The organism is Roseivivax sediminis (genome assembly GCF_900112685.1).
GTDB lineage: Bacteria > Pseudomonadota > Alphaproteobacteria > Rhodobacterales > Rhodobacteraceae > Roseivivax > Roseivivax sediminis.
The window spans coordinates 551,570-567,603 of record NZ_FOMS01000001.1; the positions used below are offsets into that span (position 1 = coordinate 551,570).

The window sequence follows — 16,034 nt, forward strand, 5'->3', positions numbered from 1 at the left end:
CTCATCCCTTCAGCGCCTCCAGCACGGTGTCGGTGATCTCCGCCGTGGAATGGCTGCCGGGGCGCACGCCGATGCCGCGGCCGGTGGCGGTCTCGATCGCCGAGAGGACCGCCGCGGCGGCCTCCGCCTCGCCCAGATGATCGAGCATCATCGCTCCGGACCAGATCGCCGCGATGGGGCTGGCGATCCCCTGCCCCGCGATATCGGGTGCCGAGCCGTGCACCGGTTCGAACATCGAGGGCGCGGTGCGGTCGGGATTGATGTTTGCCGAGGCGGCGAAGCCCAGTCCGCCCTGAATCGCCGCGCCGAGGTCGGTGAGGATGTCGCCGAACAGGTTGGAGGCGACCACGACGTCGAGCGTCTCGGGCGCCATGACCATCTTCGCGGCCATCGCGTCGATGTGGATCTGGGCGACCGTGACGTCGGGATACTCGGCCGCGAGCGCGCGGGTGATCTCGTCCCAGAAAACCATCGAGTATTGCTGTGCGTTCGACTTGGTGACGGAGGTCAGATGCCCGCGCCGGGCCCGTGCCTGTCCGAAGGCGAAGCGCAGGATGCGCTCCACCCCCATGCGCGTGAAGACGGAGGTCTCCGTGGCGACCTCGTTGGCCGTGCCCTGATGGACGCGCCCACCGGCACCGGCATATTCCCCTTCCGTGTTCTCGCGGATGCACAGGATGTCGAAGCCGTCGGTTCTCAGCGGCCCCTCGATACCCTGCAGCAGGCGATGCGGCCGGACATTCGCGTACTGGTCGAAATGCTTGCGGATGGGCAGAAGCAGCCCGTGCAGCGACACCGCGTCCGGCACCGTGTCGGGCCAGCCCACCGCGCCGAGGAAGATCGCGTCGAAGCCGCGCAGGGTCTCGATCCCGTCCTCGGGCATCATCGCCCCGGTTTCGTGGTAATGCGCGCAGGACCAGGGAAAACGCGTCGGCGCGAGCGAGAAGCCGAAGCGGCTGGCGGCGGCCTCGAGCACGGTCATGGCGGCGTCGGTCACATCGACGCCGATCCCGTCGCCCGGAATGACGGCGAGGCTGTATTCGGTCATGGTGTTTGTCCTCAAAGGTCGATCAGGACGGACTTGGTCCGCCGGTTGGCGAGATACGCTTCGCGCCCGAGATCCTTGCCCAGCCCGCTCGCCTTCCAGCCGCCGGTGGGCAGGATATGGTCGCGCGACCGGCCGTAGCGGTTGACCCAGACCGTCCCGGCTTCGATCCGCCGCGTGACGCGAAGCGCGCGAGACAGATCGCGGGTGAACACGCCCGCGCAAAGTCCGTAGGTCGGGTGGGCCGCCAGGCGCAGAGCCTCTTCCTCGTTCTCGAAGGTCTGGAAGGTGGCCACGGGGCCGAATATCTCTTCGGTGACGGCAGGATTGTCAGCGGTCACTCCGCCGAGCAGTGTCGGACGGTAGAAACTGCCCTCGCGGTCGAAACGCCCGCCGCCGCAAAGCACCTCGGCACCGTGGTCGCGCGCGGCGGAGACGATGGACTCGATCCGCCCCAACTGACGTTCGGAGATGATCGGCGAGAACCCGGGCTCGGCCTCCCATGTGGCGGCCGGCTGATGCCCCGCAAATCGCGCAGCCAGCTTCTCGGCCAGCGCCTCGGCGATCTCGCGCGCCACGAGGATGCGCGAACCGGCGACGCAGAACTGGCCGGCATTCGGCGTGATCCCGCGATCAAGGCATTCGGCCGCGAGATCGAGATCGGCATCGGCGAACACCACCATCGGGGACTTGCCGCCCAGCTCGAGCGTCATCGGCTTGATTCCGGTCCGCGCGATGCTCTCCATGATCTGTCCGCCCGCCCGGGTGGAGCCGGTGAAGGAGACCTTGTCGACACCCGGATGTTCCACGAGCGCGGCACCGGTCGTCGGCCCGTCGCCGAGCACGATGTTGATCAGCCCCTCCGGAAGGCCCGCGCGCTGCGCGAGCTCGGCCATGTAGAGCACCGAATAAGGTGTCATCTCCGAGGGTTTCAGCACGACGGCATTGCCCGCCGCGAGCGCCGGCCCGAGCTTCCAGCCCGCCATGGAGATCGGGAAGTTCCAGGGCGTGATGGCACCGACGACGCCATAGGGCGCCTCGTCGATGAAGCCCATCTGCTTGTCCGAGGTCGGCACCGTCCGCCCACCCTCCTTGTCGGCGAACTCCGCGAAGAATCGAATCTGCTCGGCCGTGACCATCACGTCGCCGGTGCGCGCCTGCGCCACGGGACGCGAGGAGCAAACAGCCTCGATCCGCGCCAGTGTCTCGGCCTCGGCCTCGATCAGCGCCGCCCAGGCGTGGAGCGCGCGAAGGCGGTCGCGCGGCGTGCAGCCTGCCCAGCCGGAGCGGTCGAGCGCGCCGCGTGCCGCCGCGACCGCCCGGTCCACAAGGTCCGCATCGCCGTTCGGGATCGGCGTCAGCCGCCGGCCGTCCGATGGCGCGTGCACCTCGATCGCGCCGGGCCCCTCGACATAGGCGCCGCCGATGAAATGGCCCGAGGGCAATGCGATGTGCGACGGATCGAATGCCGGCATTCTCCAGTCTCCTTTGCTTGCGAGAGGACCCTGCCCCCTGTCCAACCGCGCATGGTGCCGATTGCGCGCGGCCTTCGGCAGATTACGCTTCCCGGCCGTCTCTGCGTGGCACGGAATGTTGCGCTCTCACGATCCGCGCGGTTCCGCCAGCGCCTCGATCGAGGCCGGGCGAACGGGCGGCTGCGCGCGCAGACGGCCCATCCTTTCGGGGCCGACGCCGCATGCGCCGGCCATGATCTCGGCGCCCGCAAGCTGGCAGAACCGACCCTGACAACGCCCCATGCCGACACGGGTCACCGATTTGGCGCGGTTCGCGTCCTGGCCCGAGCCGGGCAGCGCGGCGCGCAATTCCCCCGCCGTGATCCCTTCGCAGCGGCACAGCACCGCCTCGTCCGGCAGCGCGCGCACGGCCCGCGCTGGCCACGGGAAGGCACGGGCGATCCCGTCGGCAAAGCGCCGCATCCGGCGCATACGTCGAAGATCGCGCAAAGGGTCCGGCGCCGACAGGCCCAGATCCGCCAGGCAGGCGATCGCCGCAAGACGACCGGCGATTTCGGCCCCGTCCGCGCCGAGGATCGAAAGGCCGTCGCCGGCAAGGTAGACGCCCCCGCCGGCCCGCCCCATCTCGTCGGCGCGCGGGAGCCATTGCGCCCAGGTATCGGACCAGTCGAACGGGACACCGGCGAGATCCGCAAGCGCCGTTTCGGACCGCAGATGCCAGCCCATCGCCACCGCGTCGCATGCGGTGCGGTGCGCGCCGCCGCGCCCGTCGCGCCAGCTTAATTCGAGCTCACCCTCCGCACCCGCGTCGATCCCGTCGAGGCGCACGCCGGCGCGGTAGGTACCACCCAGCCGCGCGCGCATCGCCAGCCCGCGTGCGGTGACCCGGGGCCGGGCGGCGGCCATGCGTAGACCTCCTGCAAGCTGTGTAGAGAGGCCGGCCGTGTCGAGCACCGCCTCTACCGACGCTCCGGCGGCCCGGTACTGCGCGGCGACGAGCGTCAAGAGCGGCCCGGTTCCGGCCAACACGACGCGCCGTCCGATGGCGACGCCCTGCGACTTCAGCGCGATCTGTGCCGCGCCCAGCGAATACACCCCTGCCGACTGCCAGCCGGGCACCGGCGCCAGACGATCGCTCGCCCCCGTCGCCAGGATGAGCCGGTCGTGGTGCAGACTTTCAACCCCGTCGGGTCCGAGAACTTGCGCCTGCCCCCTGTAAAGCCCCAGCACCGAAGATCGCGGCAAATGCCTCACCCGCCCCTCGGCCACGAGTGCATCAAAGACCCGGTGCAGGTCTGCCGCCTTGCCCGCCTCGCTGCCGTACAGCTTTCGGCCCGGTCGGCTGAAACCGTCCGGCGGGCGCCGGTAGATCTGCCCGCCTCCGCGCTCCGCCTCGTCGACAACGACCGGCTTCACTCCGGCCGCGGCGAGCGTCTCGGCCGCGCGGATGCCCGCGGGCCCCGCCCCGACGATCAGAACATCTGTCATTCCGACCGCTCCGGCCATGACATCGGCGCGGTGGAGCGCAGGCGCATACCCTCCGCGACAGGGGTGGTGCAGGCGCGGAGCCGCGCGCCGCCCTCCTGCCAGAGCCAGCAATCCTGGCAGGCACCCATCAGGCAGAACCCCGCCCGCCGCTCCGACCCGAACTCCGCCGGGCGCAGGTGGTCCCTCGCGCAGAGGACAGCGGTCAGCACCGTATCGCCCACGAGCGCCGAGAGATCCTCGCCGTCGAAGCGAAAGCGCACCGTTGGACGCTCCTGTTCGGCCAGGCGCACAAAACGGCTCATTCCGCCGCCATCGGCAGACGGGCCTCCGACAATTCGGGAAAACGTGCGCAGGCCTCTTCGTGCGCGGCATGAACACCTTCGGCGCCACGGCGTCCTTCCATCCGGCGGAAGATCTCGGTCTTGGCGAAGAAGCGCCAGTGCACGGGCAGAGCGCTCAGGATCGCAGTCAGCGCGTCATAGGCCGCCTCCGTCCACTGCGCCTCGTAACCGTCGCGCTCGGGACCGAAGTGGAAATGCTGCTCGTGCCGGACAGCGCGGGCCCGCAACTCGGCCGTGGCCTCGGCGTCGACAACCCCGTCGGCGATGACCACGCCATAGGCCTCGCGCGCAGCCTCGGATGAGACATAGCCGCGCCGCACGTCCGCAAGAACGCGGGCGGGATCGCGGGTGAAGGGATCGCCGCGACCGCCGCCGCCGGCGGAACTGACCGAGAGCACGTCGCCCGGTTGCAGGATTGCGGTGTCGGCGCTGCCGAGCCGCCGCTCGTCGGCGGTGCCGGCATTAACGCTCATCCCCGCAAGGCCCGCCGCGCGCCCGCCCAGCACGCCCCATGGCCGAAATCGCGATCGGTCGCGGTTGCGCGCGGTGATGCGGGTGTCGGGCGCGAAGACGCGGAACGCCATCTCGGTGGCGAGTCCGCCACGCCAGTGGCCGGCGCCGCCCGAATCCCGCACGAGCCCGTAGCGCACGTATTCCACCGGCACCTCGGTCTCGGTGATCTCGATGGGCGTGTTCGCAAGATACGCCGCGTCCGCGCCCGATCCGTTGGTGCCATCGCGAAACGGCATGCCGCCGCCGCCGCCAACCACCGGGTTGACCGCGGCAATTACCGTCTTCCGCGTGCGTTCGTCCCGCGTCATCACGTTGACGATGCAATTGTTGCCTGCCGGCGCCGCCGGCATCCGGTCCGGGATCGCCTGGCTGAACGCGCCGAAGATGACCGACCGCAGCCGCGCGCAGGTGAGCGAGCGCATGCCAACCGCCGCCGGCTCCTGCGGGTTGAGCACGCTCCCCTCGGGCGTGATGCAGCGGAATGGCCGCGTGAGGCCGGAGTTCAACAGGAGCTGCGGATCGAGCGTGTAGAGCACGTAGTAGACGCCCACGAGCAGCATCGTGTGCCGCGGATTGCCTCCAGAGGGGACATTGAGCGAAGATCCGAGCTGCGGGTCCGAGCCGGTGAAATCGAGTTCTGCCTCGTCATCGCGGATGCGAAGGGTCAGCTTCAGGCGACAGGGATTGGCAAAATCGCTGTCCTCGTCCGCGTAGTCCGCGAAGGCGTAGTCGCCATCGGGAATGCCGCGCAGGAGCCTCCGCGCCTGCGCCTCTGCCTGGTCCTTGAGCGCGGCGACACCGGACAGGAACCCGTCCTTTCCGAAGCGCTCGATCATCGCCTGCACCTTGCGCTCGCCCGTGGTCAGCGCGCCGACCAGCGCCTTGATGTCGCCGATGTTGAGCGCCGGCTTGCGTACATTGGTTTCCATGATCCGCAGAAGCTGCGCGTTGAATCGGCCCTCTTCGACCAGCTTCATCGGCGGAAACCGTAGGCCCTCCTGATGGATCTCCGTCAGCGAGCGCGACAGCGAGGCGGGCACCGCGCCGCCCATGTCGGTGTTATGGATGTGCCCGCCTGTCCAGGCGACGATCTCGTCCTCGTGGAAGACAGGCTTCCAGAGGTGCGTGTCGGGCGCGTGGGTCGCGACGTGGCAGGAATAGGGGTCGTTGGTGAAGGCGACGTCGCCCGGGCGGTAATCCTCGATCATCTCTATCGCCGGGGCGTAGGAGAGGCCGGGATACCATGTCGCGCCAAGGTCCATCGGCACCGCGAAGGTCTCTCCGATCCGGTCCATGAGCATCACCGTGAAGTCCTGGGTCTCCTTCACGAAAGCCGAATGCGCGGTGCGCTGCAGCGTGTGGCCCATGTTCTCGGCGGCAGCGCGCGCGTGGTTGGCCAGCACCTGAAGGGTCATGCGGTCTGTCATGTCGGTCAGTCCTCGAGGGTCAGGTGGATATTCAGGTGCCGGTCGACACGCGCGGTGGTCCGGTCCGGAATGGCGAAGGTCGTGTCCTCCTGCGCGACGATGGCCGGCCCGGGGAACGACGCCCCGGTCGTCAGGTCGGCGCGCGCGTAGAGCGGGATCTCGCGCGCCCCGTGAAGATGCACGGGCACGTGGCGCAGCGGCGCGGCGGCGTACTCGGGCGAGCCGGGCTCTGCCGCAATTTCGGGCGCGGCGCCGATTCCGACCGCCGACAAGCGCAGGTTCACCACCTCGACGAGTCCGTCCGGGTCATCGAAGTCGTAGATCCGGCGATGCGCGTCGTGGAACGCCGCCGAAAGCCGCGCGGGATCGCCGAGAGCTCCGGGATCGAGCATCACCTCGATCTCGTAGCTTTGACCGATGTAGCGCATGTCGGCTGAGAGGAGCAGTTCGGACTGCCCGTCGTGGCCCTGCTCGGCCAGCCAGGCGCGGCCTTGTTCCACCATCGCTCGGTAGGCCGCGTCGAGATCGGCCCCGCCGTCGACCGACGCAAAGACAGTCCGGATGAAATCGCCGCGCAGGTCCGCCACGAGCCCGCCGAGCGCGGAAACCACGCCCGGCCGCCGCGGTGCGATCACCCGGGCCATGCGCAGCTCCCGTGCGAGCAGCGCGCCCAGCATGGGACCGCCGCCGCCGAACGGCATAAGAGCGAAATCGCGCATGTCGACACCGCTGCGCGAGGCAAGCTTCTCGACCTCCACGAACATCTCGCTGACGGCAATGTCGATGATTGCCTGCGCCGTCTCCTCGACCGAGCGACCGGTGGCTTCGGCCAGCGTGCCGACGGCGTCACGGGCCCGGCCGACGTCCATGTCCAGTTGCCCGTAGGCCATCGCGGAATGGCCGAGCCAGCCGCATACGGCCATGGCGTCGGTCACGGTCGGCTCGGTCCCACCGCGCCCGTAGCAGGCCGGGCCGGGGACAGAGCCCGCCGACTCCGGCCCGACGCGCAGCACACCCTGCTGATCGAGTCGCGCGATGGAGCCGCCGCCGATGCCGATGGAGCTGACCGACACCGACGGGATGTGCAGCGGAAACTCCCCGACCTTCTCGTCCGTGCCGAATTGGACGGCACCGTCGACGATCAGCGCGAAATCCGCCGACGTGCCGCCGATATCGAGCGTCAGCACCCGGTCCTCACCCGCCTGCCGGGCGAGCCAGGAGGCCCCGATCACGCCCGAGGCGGAGCCCGAGAGCAGCATCGACACGCAGTTGCGCCGTCCTTCCCCCGCGTTCATCAGCCCGCCGTTGGACTTTGTCAGCATCGCCCGCGCTGGAACGCCCCGCCCGCTCAACCGGTCCTCGAGCGCTTCAAGATAACCCGACACGCGCGGGTGCACGTATCCGTTGAGGATCGCGGTGGAACAGCGCTCGTATTCGCGAATGACCGGCCAGACCTCTGCCGAAGTGAAGACGAAGAGATCGGGCTCGGCCGCCGCGATCATCTCGCGCACCGCCTGTTCCTGCCGGTCGTTCCGCCAGGCATGAAGAAGCGAGACGATCACGCCCTCGGCACCGGCTGCGCGCGCCTGGCGCGCGGCCGCGGCCACGGCGTCGGGGCTCGGGGCCGTGCTTTCGCGGCCATCCGGGCGCAGCCGCGCAGGGATGCCGAAGATCATGTCGCGCGGGATCAGCGGGTCGGGCCGGTGACAGAACAGCGAGTACATTTCCGGCATCCGCAGCCGCGCAAGCTCGATCACATCCTCGAAGCCTGCGTTCGTGACGAGCGCGAGGCGCGCGCCCTTGCGCTGAATGATCGTGTTGATGCCGACCGTCGTGCCGTGCACGAACCGGCTGACATCCTCCGGCGAAAGCCCCTCGGACCGGTGCAGAAGATCGAAGCCGGTCATCAGCTCTGCGCCCGGATCCTCGGGCGTCGTCAACACCTTGAGCGAGGCGATACGGCCCGAATGGACCTCGAGCGCACAGAAGTCGATGAAGGTGCCGCCGATATCGACACCGATCTTCCAGTCCGTTCCGGCGGAGCGTCCGTCCATGGGCGAGGTCCTTTGTCCAGTCTCGAGGACAAAGAAGCAGAGCGGGCTACGCCGGTCCAAGACGTATCCGCCCGGCGCCCATAAGCCTTCCCTATAGAAGCGTTCTTGCGGTGCGACGGATCTCCTCGGCCATCGCGGCCTCGGCTCGCGACAGTGTTTTTCCGCGTAATGTCAGCAAGCTAACGGGTAGAACCACCTCGGCGGCGAGGGGACGCCGCTCCAGGCCCGCAAAGTGCTGCCAGGGAAGCATCGAGTCGACCACCCCGACACCTACACCCGCCGCCACAAGTCCCAGCGCGCCGATGGAGCCGTCGATCTCGACCCCGACGTCGAAGGCGGCACCGTCCGCGCCGGCTGCAACGGCGAGCTCCTCCCCCGGGCGGGTCAGCTTTCGATAGGAAATCAGGGTTTCACTCTCGAGATCGGCAAAGCTCACACGGTCCAGAGACTCGAACCGATGGCCCGGCGGGAGGAGGCAGCACATCGACGTATTCCCCAGCGGTTCGACCGCGATGTCGGGCGGCAGCGTGTCATCGAGCGCGATGGCGAGAACGGCATCGCCACCGCGCAGCATATCGATCATGGTTGCGATCGGGGCCACATGCGACCGGATCAGCACCTCGGGATGACTCTCGCGGTAGGCCATCATGGACTGCGGCAGCAGCGCCAGCGCCGGCGGCGGCGACGCCGCGATCCGCACGAGACCAGCGCGCCCCACGCGCAGATCGTCGGTCTTGCGGCGCAGCCCCTCGAGCCCGGCGAAGAGGCGCTCGGCCTCCGGGTAAAGCTCGACAGCCTCGGGTGTCGGACGCAGGCGCCCCTTCACGCGTTCGAACAAGGCAAAGCCCAGCTCGTCCTCGGCATGCGCGAGAATCTGGCTCAACGCGGGCTGCGACGTGTTGAGAAGGCGAGCGGCCCCGGTGACGGTGCCGGCACGCATGACAGCTGTGAATACTTCCAATTGTCGGGCACGCATGTCGGGCATCCATAGGTCAGGCTTATAATTCTCACCATTTCGCGTCTTTGACGCAAGCGGTCGGCCGGGATTTCATGTCCGGATGGGATACGGATGAAGGACCATGGCATGAACGTGATCGTTCTGGGCGGCGGGCTGATGGGAACCGCGACGGCCTACTTCCTCGCCCGCCGCGGCATCCGCGTGACCCTGATAGACCGTCGCAAGGTCGGCAGTGGCGCCACCATCGCCTCCTTCGGCAACATCCGGCGCAGCGGGCGGCACCTGCCGCAGCTTCCGCTCGCGCGGCGGTCGCTGACCCTTTGGCACGAGTTGCAAGGACTGCTCGGGCGCGATGTGGAGTTCCGCGCCACCGGCCATCTGCGGCTGATCTTCGACACCGAAAGCCTCGAGGACATGCGCGCCTTTGCCGAAGCGGCACGGCGTTACGATCTTGACCTCGAAGAGCTCGGGCCGAACCAGATCCGTACCCGGTACCCGGGCCTCGGGCCCGACGCGATCGCTGCTTCGTTCTCGCCAGAGGATGGCTCGGCCAATCCGCGGCTGGTCTCGCCGGCCTTCGCACACGCGGCCGCCCGACTCGGCGCGACCGTGGTCGACGAAACCGCTGTCGCCTCGGCACGGCACACCGGAGCTGGCTTCAGCGTGGAGACGGAGAGCGGCACGTTTCACAGCGATGCCCTGCTCAACTGCACCGGCGCATGGGGCGCCGGGATCGCCGCGGCGTTCGGTGAGCCGGTACCGATCGAGATGCGCGGTCCCCAGATGGCGGTGACGGAGCCCCTGCCCCACCGCGTACACCCGGTCGTCGGCATGTGGTCGCGCGACCACGGTGGCTACCTCAGGCAGGTGGAGCGCGGCAACGTCGTCTTCGGCGGCGCGGCCGAGCGCACGCAGGCCGACCCCGAGACGGGCCACGCCCGGCCCGATCCGGCCTCCCTGCCCGTGCAGCTTCGATCCGTTCTGCGCCTGCTGCCGGCGCTTCGCGACGTCGCGGTCATCCGGCAATGGTCGGGCTGCGAAGGCTACGTGGCCGACATGCTTCCGGTGATGGGACCGTCGCGCACCACGCCGGGCCTCTTCCACGCCTTCGGCTTCAGCGGTCACGGCTTCCAGCTTGGCCCCGGTGTCGGGGACGCCATGGCCGAACTGATCGCCACGGGCCGGTGCGACACGCCGCTCGCCCCCTACGCCATCGACCGCTTCGCCGCATGACCTCAGAAGTCGGAGACCTGGCCCCACTGAGTGCGATCGAAACGCGACAATCGGTATTGCGCCGTCTCGGTGATCGGGGTCCGCCCGAGCAGCAGATCGGCGACGAGATGCCCGACCCCCGGCCCGATGCCGAAACCGTGGCCCGACAGGCCCGCCGCCAGCGCGAGGCCGGGCACACCGATATCGGCATCGATAACCGGCACGCCGTCCGGAGTGCTGTCGATGTAGCCGGCCCATTCGGCCTGCACCGGCAGGGCCTTCAACGGAGGCAGAAGCTTGCGCGCGCGGCGAAGCGTCTGCGCGACGATGGAGGCCGACGGTTTGGGATCGAGGATGCGCGTGCGTTCCATAGGGGTGACGTCCGACAGCGACCACTTTCTCCGCGTCTCGAACCCCGTCCTCCACGCCTCCGTGCCACCTGGAGACAGCAGCCGCCAGCGCTTTGCGAACATTGGCAGGAAATGCCTCGCCCCCCAGATCGCCCCGGGGGTCGGATCGAGGTTGGCACGTCCCGATGTCGCCAGCGTGTAGGCGCCATCCCTGCGACGCGTCACCGACACCTCCGCCGTGTGCATCGCTGGCGGGATACCCTCCGCGCCCGGAGCCACCGACAGGATCGAACTGCGCACCGAGGCCTGCGGAAACACGAGACCGAGCTGATGGAGAAAACTGGACGCCCAGGCCCCGCCGGCCAGCACGACCTGCCGCGTGGAAATCACGCCCTTCTCGGTAGCCACGGCGGAAACCGCTCCTCCGGAAAGCACGACGCCGCGCGCCGCGCAGGATTGCACGACCGTGCCGCCGTGCTTCTCGACACCCTGCGCAATCAGCGGCGCCGCCCGCGACGGATCGGCGATCCCGTCGCTGGGAGACCACACGCCCCCCGCCCATGCCTGGCCGGTGGCCGCTGCTCGCTCCGTCGCCTCGGCCGCCGACAGCATGCGGGTATCCACGCCCTCGGCGCGGGCGAACCGCCCCCATTTGGCCCAGCCCTCGATCTCGGCCCCGTCGTTCGACAGGTAGAGCAGTCCGCAGCGCCGGAAACCGAGGTCGGCATCCAGATCCGTGGCCATCTCCTCCCACAGGGCGAGGCTTCGGGTCGAAAGTGGCAATTCACGCGCGTCCCGGTTCTGCTGGCGGCACCAGCCCCAGTTCCGGCTCGATTGCTCGGCGCCAACGCGCCCCTTCTCCAAGAGCACGACCTTCTGACCGGAGCGCGCCAGCCAATAGGCCGCGGAGACGCCGACAATGCCGCCCCCGATCACGACACAATCGGCCTCGGCTGGCAGTTCGGAGGCGGTTTCAACGTGCATCAAGGGTGCTGGCATGCGAGTCTCCTGACTTTGTCCTACCGATACCCCGGCTCTCGTGAGGAGATGTGCCGCACCCGTGCATGTCACCGGCAGAAGATTGCAAATGCACTTGAGATATCGGAGAGAATCGTGGCTCGCACATCGTACGGGCTACGCGGCTGCAAGGATGTTCCGAGATGAATGCAGGTTTCAAACTCGACCGGATCGACATCAAGATCCTCGCGGAGCTTCAGCGCAACGGCCGGATCACGAATGTCGAATTGGCCGAACGTGTCGCCTTGTCACCCTCGCCCTGCCTGATGCGGGTCAAGAAACTGCAGAAGGCAGGATACATCACAGGCTATTCCGCACAGATCGACGTGGCGAAACTGGGCGAGACGCTGACCGTGTTCACCGAGTTCACGCTCAAGAACCATCGCCAGATCGACTTCGCCCGGTTTCAGGAGGCGCTCGAGAACACCGACAGTTGCACCGAATGCCACCTGGTGTCCGGCGGCTACGACTACCTCGTGAAGTTCGTCACCTCGGGCATCGTGGATTACCAGTCGATCATCGAGAACCTGATCGATCGCAATCTCGGCATCGACAAGTATTTCAGCTTCGTCGTCATCAAGTCGCCGATCGTGAAGACCCAGCTTCCGCTGAGCCAACTCTTCGAAAACCGGCTCTGAACGCGCCTCAACGGTTGGTGAAGCGCGCGACCAGCTCGGGATCTTGCTCAAGTCCCGACAGCCAGGCGGTATCGAGCTTCGGAACCGAGGAGATCAGCAGCTTGGAATAGGGGTGCGTGGCCTCGGTCGACATCTTCTGCGCCGGCAGCGCCTCCACCACCTCTCCGTTCAGCATGACCAGAACGTCGTCGCAGATTGCTTCCACCGTCGAAAGATCGTGGCTGATGAACAGATAGCTGAGGCCAAGGTCCTTCTGCAGGTCCTTGAGAAGCTCCAGGATCGCGGCGCCCACCACGGTATCGAGCGCAGAAGTGATCTCGTCGCAGAGGATCAGCTCGGGTTCCGCGGCGAGCGCCCGAGCCAGGTTCACCCGCTGCTTCTGCCCGCCGGACAGCTCGCCCGGCAACCGGTGGCGGAGCGCCCCTGGAAGCTGCACCATGTCCAGAAGCTCGATCACCCGGCGCTCCCGCCGCTCGCCCTTCATGCCGTGGTAGAACGTCAGCGGCCGTCCGAGGATCGTTCCCACCGGTACCGCCGGGTTGAGCGCGGTATCGGCAAGCTGGAACACGATCTGAAGCCGGCGCAGGTGATCCTTGCGCCGCTCGTGCAGGTCGGGTTTCAGCTCCTCGCCATCAAGCTGCACGGCGCCTTCGTAGGGCTGCAGGATGCCGGCGACGGCGCGCGCGAGCGTCGACTTGCCGGACCCGCTTTCGCCGATCACGCCGAGGTTGCGGCCCCGTTCGAGCTTGAAGTTGATGTCCTTCAGAATCCTGTATGTCGGCTCGGCGCCGGGCTTGCCGCCGTATCCGGCGGACAGATGCTCCACCTCAAGGATCGGCTTCGGAGAGCTGTGCGGGACCTCGACCGGGACGTGCGGCACTGGCTCGAACGCCGCCATGAGTTCCTTCGTATAGGGATGTTCCGGCGCGGTCAGGATCTGCTCGGTCGCGCCCACCTCCTGGATCTCACCGTTCTTGAGCACGATCACGCGGTCGGCGATCTGCGCCACGACGGCGAGATCGTGACTGACATAGACGCCGGCCATGCCGGTCTTTTCCATCACCGAGCGGAAGGCGCGCAGCACCTCGATCTGGGTCGTCACGTCGAGCGCCGTGGTCGGCTCGTCGAAGATCACCAGTTGCGGATCGCCCACGAGCGCCATGGCCGCGGCAAGGCGCTGCAGCTGGCCGCCGGAAACCTGGTGCGGGTAGCGTTCGCCGATCGAGTCGGCCTCCGGCAGAGCCAGGGCACGAAACAGCTCGCGCGCCCGCTCCTCCGCCTCGGCGCGCGGCATCAGACGGTGGATCTTGGTGACCTCGACGACTTGGTCGATGATCCGCTTGGCCGGGTTGAAGGCCGCCGCCGCCGATTGTGGCACGTAGGAGACCTCGGTCCCGCGCAGTTCCCTGCGGGCACGTTCGCTGAGCCCTGTGACATCGAAGTCGCCCACCCGCACCGAGCCCCCCGAGATGAAGCAGCCCGGCCGCGCATGCCCCATGAGCGACAGCGCGATGGTGGTCTTGCCCGAGCCCGACTCGCCGATCAGCGCGACGATCTCACCGGGGGCCACGTCGAAGTCGACGCCGCGGATAATCTCGACCTTGCGGCTAGCGTCGGTGATGGCGCCGACCCTGAGGTCGCGGACGGTGACGAGAGGATCGGTTGGCATCAGTCGCTCCTGTCGCGGATCTTGGTGGGCAGGTTGTCGATGAAGAGGTTCACCGAGATCGTGAGAGAGGCGATGGCAAGGCAGGGAAACACCACTGCCGGTGCGCCGAGGCTCAGCCCCTCTATGTTCTCGCGCACGAGCGCGCCCCAGTCGGCGTTCGGCGGCTGCACGCCGAGCCCGAGGAACGACAGCCCCGAAAGGACCAGCACGATGAACACGAAACGCAGGCCCAGATCGGCGAACACCGGCCCGACGATGTTGGGAAAGATCTCGCGCGTGATGAGGTAGGATGTTTTCTCTCCACGCGCTCGGGCAACAGTGACGAAGTCCATTGTATTGACGTTGACCGCCAGCGCCCGTGCAAAGCGGTAGGATCCCGGCAGATAGATCACGGCCAACGTCAGGATCAGGACGGTGATGGAGGTGCCGACCGCAGCCACCACGACGATTCCAAAAAGCAGCGACGGGATGCCGTTGAGCGCGTCGAGAAACCGCGACAGGCAGGTGTCGAACAGGCCCCCGATCACCGCCGCGATCATCCCCAGGACGATCCCGCCCGCGCAGGCAAGCGTCACCGCTCCGAGCGCGATGCCGACGGTGTAGCGCGCCCCCATCAGAATGCGCGAGAAGATGTCGCGCCCCAGATAATCGGTGCCCATCCAGTAGTCGCCGCTTACCGGCCCGAAGTAGTCGAAGTCGACGATCTCGCCCACAGGATATGGCGCGACCCACCGGCCGATCACGGCGATGACCGCCCAGAACAGGATCACCGTCAGGCCGATGCGGCCGGCCCAGTTGAACCTGTAGCCGAGATTGGCGGGCGTGGGCAGGCGCAGGGATCTTGTCCGCTGTTTGGTCATGGTCATCACTGGCGCAACCTCGGATTGGACAGAATGGCGATCATGTCCGCAAGCGTGATCAGCGTGAGGTAGCTGACACAGAAGATCATCGCGCAGGACTGGATCAGCGGCAAATCGCGGGTCGACACCGCGTCGACCATCAGCTTGGCGACGCCGGGATAGTTGAAGATCGTCTCCACGATGATCACCCCGCCGACGAGATAGGACAGCGACAGGGCGACCGCATTGGCGATCGGGCCAAGCGCGTTCGGCAGCGCGTGGACAAGCACCATGCGGCTGCGCGAGGCGCCCTTGAGAAGGGCCATCTCGACGTAGGGGGTGTTGATCGTCTCGATCACCGCGGCCCGGGTCATGCGGATCATCTGCGCGCAGACGACGAAACTCAGCGTGATGACCGGCATCGCGTAGGCGCGCAGCATCGCGCCAAGGCTGTCGACGTTGACCCCGTAACTCAGCGCCGGCAGCCAGTCGAGCCAGACCGCGAAGATCAGCACCGCGAGCGTCGCGACCATGAATTCGGGCACCGAGATGAACGAGATCGTCATGATCGACACGCCCCGGTCGAACCAGGATCCGCGCCACATCGCCGCCGCGATCCCCAGCGTCAGGGAGACGGGCACACAGATCGCCGTGACGATCCCGGCGAGTCTCAGCGAGTTCACCAGCCGGCCGGAGACCAGCTCGGCGATCTCGATGTCGTTCACGTAGGAACGCCCCATATCCCCGGTGGCGAGCCCACCGAGCCAGGACAGGAACCGCAGGAAGGCCGGACGGTCGAGGCCCATCGCCTCGCGCAGGCCGGCGACAGCCTCGGGCGTCGCTGCCTGCCCCAACAGGATCTGGGCCACGTCGCCGGGCAGAAGCTCTGTGGCGAAGAACACGGCGAAGGACACGATCAGCAGGGTGATGAACGCGATGGTCAGCCGCTGCCCGACCAGAAGCCAGGTCGTTGGAGAGCGTAGCATGATGCCTCCCCTTCGGTTGATG

The 16,034-nt window shown here is 67.7% G+C and carries 13 protein-coding genes; 2 read left to right on the top strand and 11 right to left on the bottom strand.

Features of this window, described 5'->3' with window-relative positions:
- Window position 1: 1 nt before the first annotated feature.
- The 7 genes from F3H57_RS02745 to F3H57_RS02775 form a co-directional block, all read right to left on the bottom strand.
- Window positions 2-1,048, bottom strand: coding sequence for a tartrate dehydrogenase (locus F3H57_RS02745; protein ID WP_149754320.1), 1,047 nt, complete (start codon window positions 1,046-1,048; stop codon window positions 2-4).
- A gap of 11 nt (window positions 1,049-1,059) precedes the next feature.
- Complete coding sequence (locus F3H57_RS02750) at window positions 1,060-2,520, bottom strand: aldehyde dehydrogenase family protein (protein WP_149754321.1); 1,461 nt, start codon at window positions 2,518-2,520, stop codon at window positions 1,060-1,062.
- Between the two features lie 126 nt (window positions 2,521-2,646).
- On the bottom strand, window positions 2,647-4,008 hold the full coding sequence (locus F3H57_RS02755) for an FAD/NAD(P)-dependent oxidoreductase (protein WP_223162921.1): 1,362 nt from the start codon (window positions 4,006-4,008) through the stop codon (window positions 2,647-2,649).
- Window positions 4,005-4,310, bottom strand: a complete 306-nt coding sequence (locus tag F3H57_RS02760; protein WP_149754323.1) for a (2Fe-2S)-binding protein — start codon at window positions 4,308-4,310, stop codon at window positions 4,005-4,007. The genes F3H57_RS02755 and F3H57_RS02760 overlap by 4 nt, the downstream gene beginning before the upstream one ends.
- Window positions 4,307-6,289, bottom strand: coding sequence for a hydantoinase B/oxoprolinase family protein (locus tag F3H57_RS02765; RefSeq protein WP_149754324.1), 1,983 nt, complete (start codon window positions 6,287-6,289; stop codon window positions 4,307-4,309). Before F3H57_RS02765 ends, F3H57_RS02760 begins: the two co-directional genes overlap by 4 nt.
- Before the next feature lie 5 nt (window positions 6,290-6,294).
- On the bottom strand, window positions 6,295-8,343 hold the full coding sequence (locus tag F3H57_RS02770) for a hydantoinase/oxoprolinase family protein (protein WP_149754325.1): 2,049 nt from the start codon (window positions 8,341-8,343) through the stop codon (window positions 6,295-6,297).
- 91 nt (window positions 8,344-8,434) lie between these two features.
- On the bottom strand, window positions 8,435-9,328 hold the full coding sequence (locus tag F3H57_RS02775; RefSeq protein WP_223162922.1) for a LysR family transcriptional regulator: 894 nt from the start codon (window positions 9,326-9,328) through the stop codon (window positions 8,435-8,437).
- A gap of 99 nt (window positions 9,329-9,427) precedes the next feature.
- Between F3H57_RS02775 and F3H57_RS02780 the strand changes: the two genes are divergently transcribed.
- A complete protein-coding gene (locus tag F3H57_RS02780) occupies window positions 9,428-10,534 on the top strand; it encodes an NAD(P)/FAD-dependent oxidoreductase (protein WP_149754327.1) in 1,107 nt (368 codons plus the stop codon).
- A 2-nt stretch (window positions 10,535-10,536) separates the two neighbouring features.
- Here the strand turns inward: F3H57_RS02780 and F3H57_RS02785 are convergent, their stop codons facing one another.
- Complete coding sequence (locus F3H57_RS02785) at window positions 10,537-11,862, bottom strand: NAD(P)/FAD-dependent oxidoreductase (RefSeq protein WP_149754328.1); 1,326 nt, start codon at window positions 11,860-11,862, stop codon at window positions 10,537-10,539.
- A 161-nt stretch (window positions 11,863-12,023) separates the two neighbouring features.
- Between F3H57_RS02785 and F3H57_RS02790 the strand changes: the two genes are divergently transcribed.
- Window positions 12,024-12,518 carry an Lrp/AsnC family transcriptional regulator gene (locus tag F3H57_RS02790; protein ID WP_149754329.1) on the top strand — a complete coding sequence of 165 codons (495 nt, stop codon included), beginning with the start codon at window positions 12,024-12,026 and terminating at the stop codon, window positions 12,516-12,518.
- Window positions 12,519-12,525: 7 nt separating this feature from the next.
- Here F3H57_RS02790 and F3H57_RS02795 read toward each other — a convergent pair whose 3' ends face one another.
- The 3 genes from F3H57_RS02795 to F3H57_RS02805 are packed head-to-tail and all read right to left on the bottom strand — an operon-like array spanning window position 12,526 to window position 16,012.
- On the bottom strand, window positions 12,526-14,187 hold the full coding sequence (locus F3H57_RS02795; protein ID WP_149754330.1) for an ABC transporter ATP-binding protein: 1,662 nt from the start codon (window positions 14,185-14,187) through the stop codon (window positions 12,526-12,528).
- Entirely contained in the window at window positions 14,187-15,053 is an 867-nt protein-coding gene (locus tag F3H57_RS02800) for an ABC transporter permease (protein ID WP_149754331.1), read from the bottom strand. The genes F3H57_RS02795 and F3H57_RS02800 overlap by 1 nt, the downstream gene beginning before the upstream one ends.
- Window positions 15,053-16,012 (bottom strand): ABC transporter permease, encoded by a 960-nt coding sequence (locus F3H57_RS02805; protein WP_149754332.1) that lies wholly within the window; start codon window positions 16,010-16,012, stop codon window positions 15,053-15,055. Before F3H57_RS02805 ends, F3H57_RS02800 begins: the two co-directional genes overlap by 1 nt.
- Window positions 16,013-16,034: the final 22 nt, after the last annotated feature.

Excerpts from the sequence above, each read along its gene's own strand:
- F3H57_RS02755 (WP_223162921.1), bottom strand. The coding sequence starts at position 4,008 with ATGACAGATGTTCTGATCGTCGGGGCGGGGCCCGCGGGCATCCGCGCG.
- F3H57_RS02795 (WP_149754330.1), bottom strand. The coding sequence starts at position 14,187 with ATGCCAACCGATCCTCTCGTCACCGTCCGCGACCTCAGGGTCGGCGCC.
- F3H57_RS02780 (WP_149754327.1), top strand. The coding sequence starts at position 9,428 with ATGAACGTGATCGTTCTGGGCGGCGGGCTGATGGGAACCGCGACGGCC.
- F3H57_RS02805 (WP_149754332.1), bottom strand. The coding sequence starts at position 16,012 with ATGCTACGCTCTCCAACGACCTGGCTTCTGGTCGGGCAGCGGCTGACC.
- F3H57_RS02770 (WP_149754325.1), bottom strand. The coding sequence starts at position 8,343 with ATGGACGGACGCTCCGCCGGAACGGACTGGAAGATCGGTGTCGATATC.
- F3H57_RS02765 (WP_149754324.1), bottom strand. The coding sequence starts at position 6,289 with ATGACAGACCGCATGACCCTTCAGGTGCTGGCCAACCACGCGCGCGCT.
- F3H57_RS02790 (WP_149754329.1), top strand. The coding sequence starts at position 12,024 with ATGAATGCAGGTTTCAAACTCGACCGGATCGACATCAAGATCCTCGCG.
- F3H57_RS02745 (WP_149754320.1), bottom strand. The coding sequence starts at position 1,048 with ATGACCGAATACAGCCTCGCCGTCATTCCGGGCGACGGGATCGGCGTC.
- F3H57_RS02785 (WP_149754328.1), bottom strand. The coding sequence starts at position 11,862 with ATGCCAGCACCCTTGATGCACGTTGAAACCGCCTCCGAACTGCCAGCC.
- F3H57_RS02760 (WP_149754323.1), bottom strand. The coding sequence starts at position 4,310 with ATGAGCCGTTTTGTGCGCCTGGCCGAACAGGAGCGTCCAACGGTGCGC.
- F3H57_RS02800 (WP_149754331.1), bottom strand. The coding sequence starts at position 15,053 with ATGACCATGACCAAACAGCGGACAAGATCCCTGCGCCTGCCCACGCCC.
- F3H57_RS02750 (WP_149754321.1), bottom strand. The coding sequence starts at position 2,520 with ATGCCGGCATTCGATCCGTCGCACATCGCATTGCCCTCGGGCCATTTC.
- F3H57_RS02775 (WP_223162922.1), bottom strand. The coding sequence starts at position 9,328 with ATGCCCGACATGCGTGCCCGACAATTGGAAGTATTCACAGCTGTCATG.